Below are 19,150 nucleotides of genomic sequence, written 5' to 3' on the forward strand. Positions count from 1 at the left end.
CAAGCTTAATTAGCGTCTCCACCATTTTTCTTGATGATATCCTCTTGGATCGACTTCGGTACTGGTTCGTAATGGTCAAATGTCATTGTGAAGGTACCACGTCCCTGGGTTGACGAACGCAAGGTCGTAGCATAACCAAACATTTCTGACAATGGAACGAATGAATGAACTAACTCAGCGTTCCCGCGAGCTTCCATACCATCCACACGCCCACGACGAGCAGTAACGTGGCCCATAACATCACCTAAGTTATCTTCAGGGGCAACAATATCGACCTTCATGATCGGCTCGAGGATCACAGCACCACCGCCTTTTGCGGCGTTACGCAAAGCAATCGATGCAGCAACTTTAAAGGCAGCTTCACTAGAATCGACATCATGGTATGAACCATCGTATAACTTAGCCTTAACATCGATCAAAGGATAACCGGCAAGTATGCCATTAGCCATTGATTCCTTTAAGCCTTGTTCTACAGCTGGGATATATTCACGAGGAACAACACCACCAACGATAGCATTTTCAAATGAGAATCCTTCGCCTTCTTCAGCAGGTGTAAATTCGATCCAAACATCACCATATTGACCTTTACCACCAGACTGACGAATAAACTTACCTTGAGCAGAAACTTGCTTGGTAAATGTTTCCCGGTAAGCAACTTGTGGTTCACCAACTTTGGCTTCAACGTGAAATTCACGTTTCATACGATCAACAATGATATCCAGGTGAAGTTCACCCATACCAGAGATCAATGTTTCACCAGTTTCCTGATTTGTTTCAGCCTTAAATGTTGGATCTTCTTCAGCAAGTTTTTGCAAAGCAACATCCATCTTATCCTGGTCGGCTTTTGTATTAGGTTCGATCGAAACCTGGATAACTGGATCTGGGAATTCCATCGATTCAAGGATCAATGGACGATCTGTAGATGTCAATGAGTCACCTGTTGTAGTATTCTTCAAACCGATGGCAGCACCGATATCACCAGAGAATACTTCTGGGATCTCTTTACGGTGGTTAGAATGCATCTGCAATAAACGACCTACACGTTCACGCTTGTCCTTAGTAGCGTTCAAAACATATGAACCGGCTTCAAGGGTGCCAGTATAAACACGGAAGAAAGTCAACCGACCAACGAATGGGTCAGTAGCGATCTTAAATGCTAAACCAGCAAATGGTGCATCGTCATCAGCATGTAACTCTACGTCCTCTTCTGTACTAGGATCAGTAGCTTTGTATGGACGGACATCAAGTGGTGATGGCAAGTAGTCGTTAACACCATCAAGCATCATCTGAACACCCTTGTTCTTGAAGGCAGAACCACAGAATACTGGATAAATATCCAAGTTCAAAGTAGCCTTACGAATAGCTTTCTTGATCTCATCAGCCGGAATATCTTCACCATCAAGATATTTCTCCATAATATCATCGTCAAGATCAGCCAATTGTTCAAGCATTTCATCACGATGTTTTTGAGCTTCTTCTTTATATTCATCAGGAATATCAACTGTATCCCATGCTGAACCAAGTTCGTCTTCATCATACAAGTCAGCTTTCATGTCGATCAAATCGATCACGCCTTGGAAATTATCTTCGGCACCGATAGGCATTTGAACGGCAACGGCATTGGCTTGCAAACGATCATGGATCGTTTGAACTGAGTAGTTAAAATCAGCACCAAGCTTATCCATCTTATTAACAAATACGATACGAGGAACACTATAAGTCGTAGCTTGACGCCAAACATTTTCAGTTTGAGGTTCAACACCAGATTGACCATCCAAGACAACTACCGCGCCATCAAGAACACGCAAAGAACGTTCAACTTCAACTGTAAAGTCAACGTGTCCAGGGGTGTCGATGATATTAATGCGATGATCTTTCCATTCAGCAGTCGTAGCAGCAGAGGTGATAGTGATACCACGTTCTTGTTCTTGGTCCATCCAGTCCATTTGAGATGCACCATCATGAGTTTCACCGATCTTATGAATACGGCCAGTATAATAAAGGATACGTTCGGTCGTAGTCGTTTTACCAGCATCGATATGGGCAACGATCCCGATGTTCCGGGTTTTTTCCAATGGAAATTCACGTTTATTAGCCATTGAGAATTTATCTCCTTCCAAAATCATTAGTTAACTGACCCAGCAAATAGCAGGCCAGAGACACCTGGCGAGTGTCTAACATTATTATACAATCTAAAAAACGGCCATTATAGGATTTCTTGAAATCATATAACAGCCATTTTCAAAAAATTACCAGCGGTAATGTGCAAATGCACGGTTAGCATCTGCCATCCTATGTGTGTCTTCACGTTTCTTAACGGATGCACCGGTATTATTAGCTGCATCCATGATTTCTCTTGCTAAGCGTTCTGACATTGTGTGTTCCCCACGTAAGCGTGAGTAGTTTACAAGCCAACGCAAACCAAGTGTTGATCTTCTTTCAGGACGAACCTCGATCGGGACCTGATAGTTAGACCCACCGACACGGCGAGCTTTAACTTCCAATACGGGCATGATGTTCTTCATTGCTTCTTCGAAAACATCAAGTGGTTCATTCCCTGTTTTAGATTTAATCATATCAAATGCATCATATAAAATTCTTGAAGCTGTCCCGCGTTTACCATCGACCATCAAACGGTTGATCAAACGTGTAACCAATTTAGAATTATAAATTGGATCTGGGAGTACTTCGCGTTTTGCAACGGCACCTTTTCTTGGCATCGTAGATAACCTCCTCAAATTCTAGAAAAATATGTTTATTTGTAACTACTTGACTAAGTAGTCAGCTATTATTTCTTAGCTCTCTTTGCACCGTACTTGGAACGGCTTTGCATCCGGCCTTCGACACCGGCAGTATCCAAAGCACCACGAACAACGTGATAACGAACACCAGGCAGGTCCTTAACACGACCACCACGAACCAAAACAACACTATGTTCCTGTAAGTTGTGACCAATGCCAGGGATGTAAGCTGTAACTTCGATCAAGTTGGACAAACGAACACGCGCATATTTACGCAAAGCTGAGTTAGGCTTCTTAGGTGTCATTGTGCCGACACGAGTTGCAACACCACGTTTTTGTGGAGCAGCATTTTTTGTAGTTACTTTTCTATAACTGTTATACCCATAATTTAAAGCTGGGGAATCAGACATTGAAGAATTAGATTTACGACCTTTACGAATTAACTGGTTAATTGTTGGCATCTAAAACTTCCTCCTTCCTTGTTCTCGATAATTTTAAGTCCACACATCCAGGAGTTTCATTTTTGTCTATAAAAATAAACGTCCTACGACGTAGTGTCATACATGCGCTAACTTGTTCACAGCCAGCACGATCTTGGCAGCCCAAGAGAACTGTTCACATAAAGCACCTTTAATAGGTTACCACCATTTTCTATTACTTGTCAAACAAATTTTGCATTTTTTTGCGTATATTTAATGAGGTGATCAACTTGTTAAATTGCTTACTTTTTATGTACGGTGCTAGCCTGGCATCCTTCGCCGTTTGCACCGCATTTCGTTTTAAAAGTGAACTTTCATTACTCAAACCACGTTCATTTTGCGACCACTGCTTGCATCAGTTAAAGTGGTGGCAACTGCTGCCTGTGTTTGGCTGGCTTTTCCAAAAGGGGCACTGTATCTTTTGCGGCCATAAGATAGCGCCACTCAGTGCTACACTTGAATCAGTTTACGGTCTTTTATTTGTTTGCATGAATCATAGCCTACAAAATTGGCCCTTTTTCCTCTTAGAAAGCTACTTACAGCTGTGGTTATTGATCCTAGCGCTTGAAGATCATTATACCATGAATGTATCTAGCCGTTTACTTTATCTCGGTTCTTTACCTGCTTTGTTACTTGCTTGGCCACAAGTTTATCTAACTATTGCTGATTTTTGGCTGCAATTACTGCTATTTTACTTATTATGCTATACCTTTGAAAAAATGAATAAGTTAGGCCATGCTGACACTATTTGTTTGCTAGTCTTAATGTTACTTTATGGTTTGAAAGATGGCTGTTACTTACTTTTGACATCCACGTCGTTATTTTTATTATTCCATTTTCAGCAAGAGCGCAAAAAGCCACATGCTTTCCTGCCATTTTTAACTGCAAGTTTCTTCCTATTTAAAATGCTGAACGCTTTTTAGCCAAAAAAAGAGTTCTAAACCAAAATGTTTAGAACTCTTTTCTACAACCTGGTCGATAAATGACTGGCCTTTATTGTTTATCCTTTGGCAACTCACTATTTTCTTCGATATTTAACTTTTTAGCAACATCCGAGATCGAATAAACGCTATCCGAAACATTACTTTTTTCTTCAGGTTGAATGCTGCGATATCTAGGCATACCAGTTCCGGCAGGAATGATCTTACCAATGATAACATTTTCTTTCAAACCTACCAGTGGGTCATTCTTACCGCGAATAGCAGCATCCGTCAAGACACGCGTTGTTTCCTGGAAGGAAGCAGCCGACAAGAAACTATTTGTTTCCAGAGCAGCTTTCGTGATACCAAGTAAAACAGGACGTGAAGTAGCTGGAACACCGCCACTGACCAAGGTCTTGACGTTACGATCAGAGAAATCTTTGATATCCATCAAGTTACCTGGCAATAAGTCAGTATCACCTGGATCCATAATACGGACCTTCTGCAACATCTGACGTGTCATAACTTCGATATGCTTATCGGAGATATCAACACCTTGCATACGGTAAACTTTTTGAACTTCTGCCAAGATATAATTCTCAGTAGACAAAACATCACGGACTTTGATCAGTTCTTTAGGGTCGATCGAACCAACAGTCAATGGATCGCCCCGATGGATCTGATCGCCTTCAGACACACGCAATACTGCAGTATATGGCAAACTGTACGTCCTAGTATCTGTTTCACCCTTAACGGTAACTTCTTTTGTCCGGTCAGCAGGATTTTCCTCGATCGAATCGATCGTACCAGTAACTTCGGTGATCACAGCACGTCCTTTAGGATTCCGTGACTCAAATAATTCTTGCACACGAGGAAGTCCTTGAGTAATATCACCGCCGGCAACACCACCGGTATGGAAGGTACGCATCGTCAACTGAGTACCTGGTTCACCAATAGACTGTGCAGCAACTGTACCAACAGCTTCCCCAACTTCAACTGGGTCACCTGTTGCCAAGTTACGGCCATAACATTTACGACAAACACCATGACGGGTGTTACATGTAAATGCTGTTCTGATCGTAACCATCTCTATACCAGCATCAACAACTTTTTGAGCTAGCTCTTCAGTGATAAAGGTATCACTAGGAACAATAGCTTCACCAGTTTGCGGATCATATACGCTCTTCATAGTAAAGCGGCCTAAGATCCGGTCATACAAAGGTTCGATCAACTCGTTACCTTCACGGATAGCCGTAACATCTAAACCACGCTCAGTTCCGCAATCATCTTCACGAACGATAACATCCTGAGCAACATCGACCAAACGACGTGTCAAGTAACCAGAGTTAGCAGTCTTCAAAGCCGTATCAGTCATACCCTTACGAGCACCGTGAGAAGAAATAAACATTTCCAAAACAGAAAGGCCTTCACGGAAGTTTGAAATAACTGGCAATTCCATCGCTTTACCAGAAGGAGAAGCCATCAAACCACGCATCCCGGCTAACTGAGTAAAGTTAGAAATGTTACCACGCGCACCAGAATCACTCATCATTTGAATAGGGTTAGATGGATCCATGTTAGCAACAAGCTTTTCTTGGATAACATCTTTTGCTTTATTCCAAATAGAGATGACACGGTTATAACGTTCGTCATCAGTTATCAAACCACGACGAAACTGTTTAGCAACAGTAGCAACGTCTTTATGCGCCTGCTCAATAATGGCAGGCTTTTCAGCCAAGTCAGTAACATCAGAAACACCAACAGTCAAACCAGATTTGGTAGATTCTGCATAGCCAAGATCCTTCATCCGGTCAAGCAATTCAGAAGTTTCAGTCACCTTGTAGTCCTGGTAGACTTGAGCAATGATATCTGATAAGAAGCCAGACTTGAATGGCTTGACCAATTCAGCATCTTTTAAAAACTCGTGGATATCTTGACCTGGTTCCAAGAAGTATTTGTCCGGTGTCTGGTGGATCAAGTTATCTTCTGTTGGTTCATTTAAATAAATGAAGTCAGCAGGCAAGATCTCATTAAAGAATGCTTTACCAACACTGGTGATTAAGATACGTTCTTTTTGCCAGTCAGTAAATGGTGTGCCATTTTCAGCTAAGGATGATGCTTGTAAACCGATCCGTGTATGCAAATGAATATAATTATTCTGATATGCAGTCCGAACTTCGTTAATATCTTTGAAGATCATGCCTTCACCTTCACGGTCGGAATCTTCGATCGTGATGTAATAGTTACCGATCGTCATATCTTGTGATGGTGAAATGATAGGCTTACCATCTTTTGGCGCTAAGATATGTTGAGCAGCAAGCATTAACAAACGAGCTTCAGCCTGTGCCTCGTCTGACAACGGAACATGGATGGCCATTTGGTCACCATCAAAGTCGGCATTGTAAGCTTCACAAGCTAAGGGATGCAACCGCATTGCCTTGCCATCTACTAAGACCGGCTCAAAAGCTTGGATCCCCAAACGGTGCAGTGTAGGAGCCCGGTTCAGCAAAACTGGGTGTTCTTTGATAACATCTTCCAAAACATCCCAGATGTCTTCATCACGCCGGTCGATCTTACGTTTAGCGTTCTTGATGTTCGAAGCCATCTCACGTTTGACCAATTCTTTCATCATAAACGGCTTGAACAATTCTAAAGCCATTTCATGTGGGATACCCATTTGGTTCAAGCGTAACTTAGGTCCAACATCGATAACGGAACGGCCAGAATAGTCGACACGCTTACCTAACAAGTTCTGACGGAAACGTCCTTGCTTACCTTTCAGCATATGTGAAAGTGACTTTAATGGACGATTACCAGGACCGGCAACTGGACGACCACGGCGACCATTATCGATCAAAGCATCAACCGCTTCTTGCAACATCCGCTTTTCGTTTTGAACGATAATGCCGGGAGCATTTAAGTCCAATAAACGTTTCAAACGGTTGTTACGGTTGATCACACGACGATAAAGATCGTTTAGGTCGGAAGTGGCGAAACGGCCACCTTCCAATTGGACCATTGGGCGAAGATCCGGTGGGATGACAGGGATTGCTTCCATGACCATCCATTCCGGTTCATTTCCAGAGTTCAAGAAAGCTTCCAAGATATCCAAACGACGTACGGCACGAGTCCTTTTTTGACCAGTTGCCTCACGCAGTTCTTCTTTCAAGTCATTACATTCTTTCTCAAGGTCAACATCTTTTAACAGTGTCCGAATTGCTTCGGCACCTATGTCAGCCTTAAAGCCGCCTTGGTATTCTTCGCGTTTTTCGCGATACTCACGTTCGGTCATCAACTGTTTCTTTTCCAGTGGAGTGTCACCAGGCTCAGTAACAACATACGAAGCAAAATAGATGATCTCTTCCAAAGCACGCGGGCTCATGTCCAAGACAAGTCCCATGCGGCTAGGTATCCCTTTAAAGTACCAAATGTGAGTCACAGGGGCAGCAAGCTCGATGTGTCCCATCCGTTCACGCCGTACTTTAGAACGAGTAACTTCGACGCCGCAACGATCACAAACGATCCCCTTATAACGGATCCGTTTATATTTCCCACAAGCACATTCCCAGTCTTTTGTGGGTCCAAAAATACGTTCATCAAACAAACCGTCTTTTTCAGGTTTCAGAGTTCGATAGTTGATAGTTTCAGGTTTTTTAACTTCACCGTACGACCAGCTCCTGATCTTATCGGATGAAGCCAAACCGATCTGCATACTATCGAATTTGTTGACATCGATCAAAGAACCGACCTCCCTTTTTTAATGTTGAATTTATTGTTCTTTAGATCTTTCTTCAGTATCTGACTCATTATCAGCTTGTGTCTCTTCAGCCTTTTTATCGGCTTGTTCTTTGGCATACTTGCTTAGAGCATCTACGTTGACAACTTCATCATCATCGTCGTCCATTTCACGTAGTTCGATCTCTTGCTTATCGTTATCGAGTACTTTCATATCTAAGCCAAGAGCCTGCAGTTCCTTAACAAGTACGCGGAAGGATTCTGGGACACCTGGTTGAGGGATCGGTTCACCTTTGACGATAGCTTCATAAGTCCGCACACGTCCAGTAACGTCATCAGACTTGTAAGTCAGGATCTCTTGGAGCGTATAGGCAGCCCCGTAAGCTTCCAAAGCCCAAACTTCCATTTCACCGAAACGCTGGCCACCAAACTGTGCTTTGCCACCTAATGGTTGTTGGGTAACTAATGAGTACGGTCCAATTGAACGAGCATGGATCTTATCATCGACCATGTGGGCTAATTTCATATAGTACATAACACCAACAGCGATACGGTTATCAAACGGTTCACCAGTCCGCCCATCATAAACGACACTCTTGCCATCATTAGGCAAGCCGGCTTCTTTCAAAGCAGCCCAAATGTCATCGTCAGTTGCACCATCAAAAACAGGTGAAGCAACGTGAATCCCTAACTTCCGAGCAGCCATACCTAAGTGCAAGTCCAAAACCTGCCCAATATTCATCCGTGAAGGCACACCCATTGGTGACAACATAATGTCGATCGGAGTACCATCAGGCATAAACGGCATATCTTCTTCTGGGATAACCACAGAAACGGTACCTTTGTTACCATGACGTCCGGCCATCTTATCACCGACTTGAAGTTTACGCTTCTGAGCGATATAAACACGGACCATTTGGTTAACACCAGGTGAAAGTTCATCACCATTTTGGCGAGTAAAGATCTTAACATCTTGAACGATACCACCGCCACCATGAGGGACATGCAAGGAAGTATCACGGACTTCACGTGCTTTTTCACCAAAGATAGCATGCAATAAACGTTCTTCAGCTGATAATTCAGTCACACCTTTAGGAGTCACTTTACCAACTAAGATATCTCCGTCATGCACTTCAGCACCGATACGAACGATACCGAATTCATCGAGATCTCTCAGTGCATCTTCCCCAACATTAGGGATCTCACGTGTGATCTCTTCGGGTCCAAGTTTGGTATCTCGCGCTTCTGATTCATGTTCTTCAATATGGATCGAAGTATAGACATCATCTTTGACTAAGCGTTCACTAATAGCGACCGCATCTTCAAAGTTGTAACCATCCCAAGTCATGAAGGCGATCAATGGGTTTTGTCCCAATGCTAATTCGCCTTGTTCCATCGAAGGGCCATCAGCTAAAACAGAATCTGTCTTAACTTCTTCTCCGACATGAACGATCGGTGTTTGGTTATAGTTTTTGCCACCATTTGAACGGCGAAACTTCATTAACTTATATTTATCAAGGGAGCCATCTTCTAAACGAACACGGATCTCTTTAGAATCGACATACTCGACCACACCATCATGATCAGCGATCAAAGCATCGCCAGAATCATGGGCAGCTTTGTATTCGATACCTGTGCCGACTAATGGAGCATGTGGTTGCAGCAACGGCACAGCCTGACGCTGCATGTTAGCACCCATTAAAGCACGGTTGGAGTCATCATTTTCCAAGAATGGAATACATGCTGTAGCAACAGCAACAACTTGCTTAGGAGAAACGTCCATGTAATCAACTTTATCGATGCCGATCTCCATGTTTTCTTCTTCTTTACGAGCCATTACGATGTTATTAACGAATGATCCATCGTCATTCAATGGAGTATTAGCCTGAGCAACAACATATGGGTCTTCTTCGTCGGCAGCCAAATAGTCGATCTTTTGGGTAACTTTATGTGTATCCCAAGAAACACGACGGTAAGGAGTTTCGACAAAGCCATACTTATTAACACGGGCATACGATGCTAAACTGTTGATCAGTCCGATGTTAGGTCCTTCAGGAGTTTCGATCGGACACATCCGGCCGTAATGAGTATAGTGAACATCACGAACTTCATAACCGGCACGGTCCCGAGTCAAGCCGCCAGGTCCCAAGGCAGATAAACGACGCTTATGCGTTAATTCGCCCAATGGGTTGGTTTGGTCCATGAACTGTGATAACTGCGAACTGCCGAAGAATTCTTTGATAGAAGCAACAACAGGACGAATATTGATCAACTGTTGTGGTGTAACTGTCGAAATATCCTGGATAGACATTCTTTCACGAACGACACGTTCCATCCGTGACAAACCGATCCGGAATTGATTTTGCAACAATTCACCAACGGAACGGATCCGCCGGTTACCCAAGTGGTCGATATCATCAGTTGAACCAAAGCCTTCTTGTAAATTAAAGAAGTAGTTCATCGATGCAATGATATCAGCTGGTGTAATATGCTTATACTTCAGATCAACATTACCATTACCGATCAAATTAACGACACGTTCTGGATCATTCTTAGAATAAACCTTGATGACCTGTAATTTCATTGGTTCTTGAACTACACCATCATCAGAAGGTTGGAAGGTGACCATCTTGAAGTCGTCACGTTTCAAATAGTCAGCTAACTTATCCATCACACGTTTGTCGATCGTTTCGTCTTTGTTAACGATGATCTCGCCTGTATCAGGATCAGCCAAAGTTTCAGCGACCACTGAGTTCAGTAAACGAGTTCTTAAGTCTAACTTCTTATTGATCTTGTAACGACCAACAGCAGCTAGGTCATAACGCTTTGGATCAAAGAAACGAGCAGTTAACAAACTTCTAGAAGAATCAGCTGTCTTTGGTTCACCAGGACGTAGGCGCTCATAGATATCCTTCAAGGATTCTTCAACACGGGAATCTTCTGGATTTTTATGCACATCTTTTTCTAAGGTGAACATTAAACTATCTGTTTCGCCCATCATGTCCAAGATCTCACTGTCAGATCCATAGCCCAAGGCACGGATCAATTCAGTCATCGGGATCTTACGTGTCCGGTCGATCCGCACATATGAGATATTTTTAGCGTCTGTTTCATACTCCAACCAAGCACCACGGTTAGGAATAACCGTCGTACCATAGTTAGTCCGGCCGTTTTTATCCAGCTCAGAATTAAAGTACACACCCGGGGAACGAACTAACTGTGAAACAATAACACGTTCTGCCCCGTTAATGATAAATGTTCCTTCTTTGGTCATTAATGGAAAATCACCGAAGAACACATCTTGTGACTTGATCACGTCTGTTTCATGGTTGATCAAACGTAATGTAACGTGCAACGGTGCAGAATAATTAGCATCATGTTCACGTGCTTCATCAACGGTATACTTTGGTTCTAAAAGTTGATAATCGACAAATTCCAAAGAAAGTTTGCCCTGAAAATCATCGATAGGCATCAGGTCTTCAAACATCTCGCGTAAACCTTCATCTAAGAACCATTGATAAGAATCTGTTTGGATCTCAACTAGGTTAGGCAGATCGAGAACTTCCTTAATGCGAGAATAACTTCTACGCACGCGGTTTTTGCCGTATTTTACCAAGTGTCCTGCCAAATTGTTCACCTCTCAAAATATTTCTGTGAATTCAGTATCTGACTAAACTGAAAAGACTAATGTTACATTTAGCTTACAAATTCAATTAACGCAAAAAAATTTCGTGATTTTAGGCAAAAAAAAGCAAAAACAGATCGTCTCAAAAAATTCGACTTCACTATTTTTGCTATTTCTCTACCAACCATGGACAATATATCACAGCCGATAGCTAAATTCACAGTTTTGCAATTATTAATTATAACAAGTATTTCAAGCTTGTCAAGTTTGAATGCTCTAAAACAACCGAAACATCTAAACTTATATTCGTACAGCTATCTGGCCTGTGTGACAGCTTTTTTTACCTCAGGTTCTTTGACTTTCAAAGTGATCTTACCCTTCTGAGCACCGATCGTAACTGTTGACCCTGGAGTGATATTACCCTCAAGTAATGACTCACTCAAACGGTCTTCGATCTCACTTTGAACAGCACGCCTGATCGGCCGCGCACCATATTCAGGATCAAAACCTGCCTGAGCGACCACATCGATCGCTGCCGGCGTGATCTTAAGGTTGATGCCTTGTTCTTTGATCCGCGAGATAACTTCACGCGTCATCAACTTAACGATCTCATGCAATTGTTGCTTATCCAAGGAATGGAAAATAACAACTTCATCGATCCGATTCAAAAATTCAGGTCTAAAGGATTGTTTCAGGCGATCCTTGATCTTAGAAGACATTGCTTGATATTCATCGGTAGCTGCCTCGGCACCAAAACCGACTTCCTTTTTATCACGGATATCAGTGGCACCCAAATTAGATGTCATGATAATGATCGTGTTTCTAAAATCAACTTTACGACCCTTAGAATCCGTTAAGAAACCATCGTCTAAAACTTGCAGTAAGATATTGAAGACATCAGGATGGGCCTTTTCAACTTCATCCAACAAAACGACTGAATAAGGTTTATTTCTTACCTTTTCAGAAAGTTGACCGCCCTCATCATAGCCAACATAGCCAGGAGGCGCACCGATCAAACGACTAGTTGAATATTTCTCCATATATTCACTCATGTCGATCCGGACCATGTTATCTTCGTCACCAAACATTGCTTCAGCCAATGCCTTTGCAAGTTCAGTCTTACCAACACCAGTAGGCCCGAGAAACATAAATGAACCGATTGGACGAGTCGGGTCGCCTAGGCCACTCCGAGCACGTCTGATCGCCTTCGAAACGCCTGCGATAGCTTCATTTTGTCCGATAACCCGTTTATGCAAGATCTTTTCCAAATTGACTAAGCGTTCACTTTCACTCTTCGTTAATTGAGTTACTGGAACACCTGTCCATTCAGAAACCACATTAGCAACATCTTCTTCACCAACTTCTTTGGAATAATTACCATCTTGGACTTCCTGTTGGTCTTCTAATTGAGCTAACTTATCTTTCCACTTCAATTCTTGCTTGCGGTATTTAGCAGCATCTTCAAACTCCTCATCTACTAAGGCATTTTCCTTAGCAGCCTTGGCGTCTTTAACTTTATGCGCTGCTTTAGCCACTTTTTGCTGGTCGCCAGAAGAAGCAATATGAACACGTGCAGCTGATTCATCCATCAGGTCGATCGCTTTATCAGGTAAGAAACGGTTGGTAATATATCTATCACTCATTTTAACTGCAGCAACCAACGCCTCATCAGACAGCCTCAGTTGATGGTGCTTTTCATATTTAGGACGCAAGCCCTTTAAAATATCGATCGTTTCTTCAGCAGTAGGCTCCTCAACAATGATCGTTGCGAAACGTCTTTCCAAAGCGGCATCAGTTTCAACATATTTCTGATATTCATCTAAAGTAGTTGCACCGATAACTTGAACTTCACCACGGGCCAAGGCCGGCTTCAAAATATTTGAAGCATCGATCGCACCTTCAGCACCGCCAGCACCAATCAAAGTATGCATTTCATCAATGAATAAAATAACATTACCATCCTGATAAACTTCATCTAGGATCTTTTTGAGCCGGTCTTCAAATTCACCACGGTACTTAGTCCCGGCGACTAATGAACCCATGTCCAGCATCATAACACGTTTGCTAGCAAGTTCTACCGGCACATTGTCATTGATGATCTCCTGGGCAAAGCCTTCTGCGATCGCTGTTTTACCAACACCTGGCTCACCAAGTAAAACGGGATTGTTCTTCGTACGCCGACTTAGGATCTGGACGACTCGAGTGACCTCTTTTTGCCGTCCAACGACTGGGTCGATCTGGCCATTTTCAGCCATTTCATTCAAGTTACGTGCCAAGCCATCCAACGTTGGCGTTCCTTCGACTTTGTCTTTTTTCTTTGCATTTCTGCGAACTTGGGTTTGACTGATCCCCAGTTGTCTAAAGATAGTCTGGCGGATCCGCTTAATATCAATATTTAAGCTATCTAAGATCCGAGACGACAAAATATCATCATCTTCAAGCAAAGCCAATAAAATGTGCTCAGTGCCGATCTTTTCAGAATTCAATAATTCAGCTTGAGCACCAGCACGTGTCAAGATCCCCTTCGCCTTTGGTGAATATGGCAAGTAATTATCCGGTGCTTGCCTTTTCAACGTACCATACCCTGTCAAACGCTCAATTTCTTCTTTAACATCAGTCGGCGTGATCACAAATTGTGCTAAAACTTTATGTGCGATCCCTTGCTCTTCAGAAACAAGAGCCAACAATAAGTGTTCCGTACCAATAGCTTGATGCCTAAAGCCATTAGCATTGACTTGTGCGAGTTCTAAAACTCTCTTAGCACTAGGAGTATATGATTCATTCATTTCAAGTCCCCCTCATATAAATCAGGTCTTTCAAAGTAAAATTCTCTTTCCTTTTAAAAAGAAGACTCTTTTACTTTCTCTTTTTCTCGCTCACAAATAAAAATCAATCAGCACACCTTAAGCGATTTAAAACACTGACCAAGATCCGCGCACGAACAGCGTTTTCCAAACGTTTGTCGGCAAAATCCAAGGTGGTCCGATCCATTGTCGCCAATACCAGGTTTGCTTCTTTTTGTGTTAACAACTTATCCTCATAAAGACTTTGTATGATCTGCAAAGCTTTACCAGAAGTAATACTTTCTCCGATAAGAGCGATCAATTGGTCCAAAACATCAGTGTCATCGATCAAATTGACCTTAGCGATCCTAATGTAGCCGCCACCACCGCGTTTACTTTCAACTAAATACCCGTTTTGGATCGTAAATCTAGTTTTAATAACATAGTTGATTTGAGAAGGAACAACATCGAACTGTTCCGCGATCTCAGAACGCTTGATCTCGATCTTTTGCGAATCGGCTAAAATACCCTTAAGATACCTCTCAATAATATCGGATATATTGCGATTTTGCATTTAAACCACATTCCTTATTATCCAACTTTGACTAATATTGACTATTATTATATATGGAAACATCGTCAAATTGCAAAGATAATGCCATAATTGTTTAAATTATTTTCGGATCCGGCTGGTTAATTAGAATGCTATGGCAACGCAAGTGCAGCAATTACTTTAATCCTAGTAAGTTCGTTATTATGAAACTTGCTTCAAAAAGATGCAACTAAAACGCTCAGCACATAACTAAAAATCTTTCTTTTGAAGGAAGAAATCTATTATAAAACAAAAAAGACAAACGTCAAAGACGTCTGTCTAAAATTATCGGGAAAACAGGATTCGAACCTGCGACCTCCACGTCCCGAACGTGGCGCTCTACCAAACTGAGCTATTTCCCGTTAAATATATAAAAATAACACAAAAGACAACTTCACTGACAAATTCCAAACAGTCATAAAGTTATCCATAATATACTATAGTGATCGGGAAGACAGGATTCGAACCTGCGACCCCCTGGTCCCAAACCAGGTGCTCTACCAAGCTGAGCTACTTCCCGATAAAAAATGCACCCAGTAGGAGTCGAACCTACAACCTTCTGATTCGTAGTCAGACACTCTATCCAATTGCGCTATGGGTGCATAAATTTATTTATAATGTGCTTCACTGGACTTCCAGCGAAGCGGAAGACGGGATTCGAACCCGCGACCCCCACCATGGCAAGGTGATGTTCTACCACTGAACTACTTCCGCATATGCCGACTAGACGATTCGAACGCCCGACCCTCTGATTACAAATCAGATGCTCTACCAACTGAGCTAAGTCGGCATTAAAATGGTGCGGGTGAAGGGATTCGAACCCCCACGTTAAAAAACACTAGAACCTAAATCTAGCGCGTCTGCCAATTCCGCCACACCCGCAAAAAAAGCAATGAGTCGTGACAGGTTCGAACTGTCGACCCTCTGATTAAAAGTCAGATGCTCTACCAACTGAGCTAACGACTCAAGAAAATGGAGGATACAGGGCTCGAACCTGTGACCCTCTGCTTGTAAGGCAGACGCTCTCCCAACTGAGCTAATCCTCCAAAAAACAAGCGCAGCAGCTACCTACCCTCACAGGGGGCGATCCCCCAACTACTCTCGGCGTGACGAAGCTTAACTGCTGTGTTCGGCATGGGAACAGGTGTAGCCTTCGTGCCCGCACCACCGCACTCGTATTTCTTTCTTTGAGAGATCCGCTCCCTCAAAACTGACTAACATTCATCCTTGCTCGCTGCTTTTACCGAGTCCTGCGCCACTCTGTGGTCAAGTCCTCGACCGATTAGTAATGGTCCGCTCCATGCCTCGCGGCACTTCCACTGCCATCCTATCTACCTGATCATCTCTCAGGGGTCTTACTTCCAGAAAGGAATGGGAAATCTGATCTTGAGGTGAGTTTCGCACTTAGATGCTTTCAGCGTTTATCTCGACCACACTTAGCTACCCAGCGCTGCCTTGGGCAAGACAACTGGTACACCAGCGGTGTGTCCATCCCGGTCCTCTCGTACTAAGGACAGATCCTCGCAAATTTCCTACGCCCGCGACGGATAGGGACCGAACTGTCTCACGACGTTCTGAACCCAGCTCGCGTACCGCTTTAATGGGCGAACAGCCCAACCCTTGGGACCGACTACAGCCCCAGGATGCGATGAGCCGACATCGAGGTGCCAAACCTCCCCGTCGATGTGGACTCTTGGGGGAGATAAGCCTGTTATCCCCAGGGTAGCTTTTATCCGTTGAGCGATGGCCCTTCCATGCGGGACCACCGGATCACTAAGCCCGACTTTCGTCCCTGCTCGACTTGTCAGTCTCACAGTCAAGCTCCCTTCTGCCTTTACACTCTGCGAATGATTTCCAACCATTCTGAGGGAACCTTTGGGCGCCTCCGTTACCTTTTGGGAGGCGACCGCCCCAGTCAAACTGCCTACCAGACACTGTCTCCCGCCGGGATCAACCGGCGCGGGTTAGAGTGTTCATACAACGAGGGTAGTATCCCACCACTGCCTCCCACGAGACTAGCGTCCCGTGTTCTACGGCTCCTACCTATCCTGTACAAGTTGCACCAACACCCAATATCAAGCTACAGTAAAGCTCCATGGGGTCTTTCCGTCCTGTCGCGGGTAACCCGCATCTTCACGGGTATTATAATTTCACCGAGTCTCTCGTTGAGACAGTGCCCAGATCGTTACGCCTTTCGTGCGGGTCGGAACTTACCCGACAAGGAATTTCGCTACCTTAGGACCGTTATAGTTACGGCCGCCGTTTACTGGGGCTTCGATTCTGAGCTTCGCTCACGCTGACTCATCCTCTTAACCTTCCAGCACCGGGCAGGCGTCAGCCCCTATACATCATCTTACGATTTTGCAGAAACCTGTGTTTTTGATAAACAGTCGCCTGGGCCTATTCACTGCGGCTGGTCGTCAGACCAGCACCCCTTCTCCCGAAGTTACGGGGTCATTTTGCCGAGTTCCTTAACGAGAGTTCACTCGCTCACCTGAGGATACTCTCCTCGACTACCTGTGTCGGTTTGCGGTACGGGTGGACCGATCCTTGCTAGGAGCTTTTCTCGGCAGTGTGACCTGACTTCCTTCGCTACTTAAATTTCGCTCCCCATCACAGCTCATCTTCCGCCAGGACAAGCATTTGACTCGTCCTGCAACTCGCTGCTTGGACGTGCACTTCCAGCTGCACGCTCCGTTAGCCTCCTGCGTCCCTCCATCGCTCAAACAGACCGGTCCAGTACAGGAATCTCCACCTGTTGCCCATCGCCTACGCCTTGCGGCCTCGGCTTAGGTCCCGACTGACCCTGGGAGGACGAGCCTTCCCCAGGAAACCTTAGTCTTACGGTGGGTCAGATTCTCACTGACCTTGCGCTACTCATACCGGCATTCTCACTTCTAAGCGCTCCACCGGTCCTCACGGTCCGGCTTCGTCGCCCTTAGAACGCTCTCCTATCACCCGACCTGACGGTCGGATCCACAATTTCGGTAATGTGTTTAGCCCCGTTACATTTTCGGCGCAGGATCACTCGACTAGTGAGCTATTACGCACTCTTTGAATGGTGGCTGCTTCTGAGCCAACATCCTAGTTGTCTGTGCGATCCCACATCCTTTTCCACTTAACACATATTTAGGGACCTTGATTGGTGGTCTGGGCTGTTTCCCTTTCGACTACGGATCTTATCACTCGCAGTCTGACTCCCGGGACAAGATCAGTGGCATTCGGAGTTTATCTGAATTCAGTAACCCCAGACGGGCCCCTAGTCCAAACAGTGCTCTACCTCCACGATCCTTAACTCCCGAGGCTAGCCCTAAAGCTATTTCGGAGAGAACCAGCTATCTCCAAGTTCGTTTGGAATTTCACCGCTACCCACACCTCATCCCAGCATTTTTCAACATACACGGGTTCGGTCCTCCGGTGCGTTTTACCGCACTTTCAACCTGGACATGGGTAGGTCACTTGGTTTCGGGTCTACGTCAACGTACTCACGCGCCCTGTTCAGACTCGCTTTCGCTGCGGCTCCGGTCTTTCCACCTTAACCTGGCACGTTAACGTAACTCGCCGGTTCATTCTACAAAAGGCACGCCATTACCCCTTAACGGGCTCTGACTAATTGTAGGCACATGGTTTCAGGAACTGTTTCACTCCCCTCCCGGGGTGCTTTTCACCTTTCCCTCACGGTACTGGTCCACTATCGGTCACTAGGCAGTATTTAGCCTTGGGAGATGGTCCTCCCGGATTCCGACGGAGTTTCACGTGCTCCGCCGTACTCAGGATCCTGGACTGAGGAAGGACTGTTTCGCTTACGGGGCTGTCACCCTGTTTCGCCGGCTTTCCCAAGCCGTTCAGCTACAGTGCTTCTTGCTAACTCAAATGTCCAGTCCTACAACCCCAAGAAGCAAGCTTCTTGGTTTGGGCTGTCCCCCGTTCGCTCGCCGCTACTAAGGGGATCGATCTTTCTTTCTGTTCCTGCAGGTACTTAGATGTTTCAGTTCCCTGCGTCTGTCCTCGCCTGACCTATGTATTCAGCCAGCGATCATGACTCGTTACAGTCATCGGGTTGCCCCATTCGGAGATCTCCGGGTCATTGCTTACTTACAGCTTCCCGAAGCATATCGCAGTTAGTCACGTCCTTCATCGACTCCTAGTGCCAAGGCATCCACCATGCGCCCTTCCTAACTTGACCTGACATTTATCGTAGATAAATGGGTCATGAGTTTGCGTTTACTACTTCATTTTTGAATTCTTGTTTGAAACTCTTTCAAACGCGGTGTT

At 44.4% G+C, this 19,150-nt stretch carries 8 protein-coding genes, 8 tRNA genes and 2 rRNA genes; 1 reads left to right on the forward strand and 17 read right to left on the reverse strand.

The window, feature by feature from the left end; all coding sequences use genetic code 11:
- Positions 1-5 precede the first annotated feature (5 nt).
- From fusA to rpsL, 3 genes are all read right to left on the reverse strand, one after another.
- The gene (gene fusA / locus AC3XNE_RS00900; RefSeq protein ID WP_489832377.1) at positions 6-2,099 is read right to left on the reverse strand and encodes an elongation factor G; all 2,094 of its coding nucleotides are present in this window, start codon (positions 2,097-2,099) and stop codon (positions 6-8) included.
- Between the two features lie 150 nt (positions 2,100-2,249).
- Positions 2,250-2,720 (reverse strand): 30S ribosomal protein S7, encoded by a 471-nt coding sequence (gene rpsG / locus AC3XNE_RS00905; protein WP_489832378.1) that lies wholly within the window; start codon positions 2,718-2,720, stop codon positions 2,250-2,252.
- A 68-nt stretch (positions 2,721-2,788) separates the two neighbouring features.
- Positions 2,789-3,202, reverse strand: coding sequence for a 30S ribosomal protein S12 (rpsL, locus tag AC3XNE_RS00910; protein ID WP_489832380.1), 414 nt, complete (start codon positions 3,200-3,202; stop codon positions 2,789-2,791).
- A 248-nt stretch (positions 3,203-3,450) separates the two neighbouring features.
- Between rpsL and AC3XNE_RS00915 the strand changes: the two genes are divergently transcribed.
- Positions 3,451-4,143, forward strand: coding sequence for a prepilin peptidase (locus AC3XNE_RS00915; protein WP_489832382.1), 693 nt, complete (start codon positions 3,451-3,453; stop codon positions 4,141-4,143).
- Positions 4,144-4,213: 70 nt separating this feature from the next.
- Here AC3XNE_RS00915 and rpoC read toward each other — a convergent pair whose 3' ends face one another.
- The 14 genes from rpoC to AC3XNE_RS00985 all read right to left on the reverse strand — a co-directional run bounded on the left by rpoC (position 4,214) and on the right by AC3XNE_RS00985 (position 19,061).
- Positions 4,214-7,879 carry a DNA-directed RNA polymerase subunit beta' gene (gene rpoC / locus AC3XNE_RS00920; RefSeq protein WP_489832383.1) on the reverse strand — a complete coding sequence of 1,222 codons (3,666 nt, stop codon included), beginning with the start codon at positions 7,877-7,879 and terminating at the stop codon, positions 4,214-4,216.
- A 30-nt stretch (positions 7,880-7,909) separates the two neighbouring features.
- Positions 7,910-11,512 (reverse strand): DNA-directed RNA polymerase subunit beta, encoded by a 3,603-nt coding sequence (rpoB, locus tag AC3XNE_RS00925; protein WP_489832385.1) that lies wholly within the window; start codon positions 11,510-11,512, stop codon positions 7,910-7,912.
- 302 nt (positions 11,513-11,814) lie between these two features.
- Positions 11,815-14,286, reverse strand: a complete 2,472-nt coding sequence (locus AC3XNE_RS00930) for an ATP-dependent Clp protease ATP-binding subunit (RefSeq protein WP_489832387.1) — start codon at positions 14,284-14,286, stop codon at positions 11,815-11,817.
- Positions 14,287-14,389: 103 nt separating this feature from the next.
- Positions 14,390-14,857, reverse strand: coding sequence for a CtsR family transcriptional regulator (locus AC3XNE_RS00935; RefSeq protein ID WP_489832389.1), 468 nt, complete (start codon positions 14,855-14,857; stop codon positions 14,390-14,392).
- A 306-nt stretch (positions 14,858-15,163) separates the two neighbouring features.
- A tRNA-Pro gene (locus AC3XNE_RS00940) sits at positions 15,164-15,237 on the reverse strand.
- An 84-nt stretch (positions 15,238-15,321) separates the two neighbouring features.
- Positions 15,322-15,395 (reverse strand) — tRNA-Pro (locus tag AC3XNE_RS00945).
- 8 nt (positions 15,396-15,403) lie between these two features.
- Positions 15,404-15,477 (reverse strand) — tRNA-Arg (locus tag AC3XNE_RS00950).
- A 40-nt stretch (positions 15,478-15,517) separates the two neighbouring features.
- Positions 15,518-15,589 (reverse strand) — tRNA-Gly (locus tag AC3XNE_RS00955).
- A gap of 3 nt (positions 15,590-15,592) precedes the next feature.
- Positions 15,593-15,665 (reverse strand) — tRNA-Thr (locus AC3XNE_RS00960).
- 7 nt (positions 15,666-15,672) lie between these two features.
- Positions 15,673-15,757, reverse strand: a tRNA-Leu gene (locus tag AC3XNE_RS00965).
- A gap of 11 nt (positions 15,758-15,768) precedes the next feature.
- Positions 15,769-15,841, reverse strand: a tRNA-Lys gene (locus AC3XNE_RS00970).
- A gap of 7 nt (positions 15,842-15,848) precedes the next feature.
- Positions 15,849-15,921 (reverse strand) — tRNA-Val (locus AC3XNE_RS00975).
- A 9-nt stretch (positions 15,922-15,930) separates the two neighbouring features.
- A 5S ribosomal RNA gene (gene rrf / locus AC3XNE_RS00980) occupies positions 15,931-16,047 on the reverse strand.
- 90 nt (positions 16,048-16,137) lie between these two features.
- Positions 16,138-19,061 (reverse strand): 23S ribosomal RNA (locus tag AC3XNE_RS00985).
- Positions 19,062-19,150: the final 89 nt, after the last annotated feature.

This window comes from Ligilactobacillus sp. JN-6 (Y).1 (genome assembly GCF_058111525.1).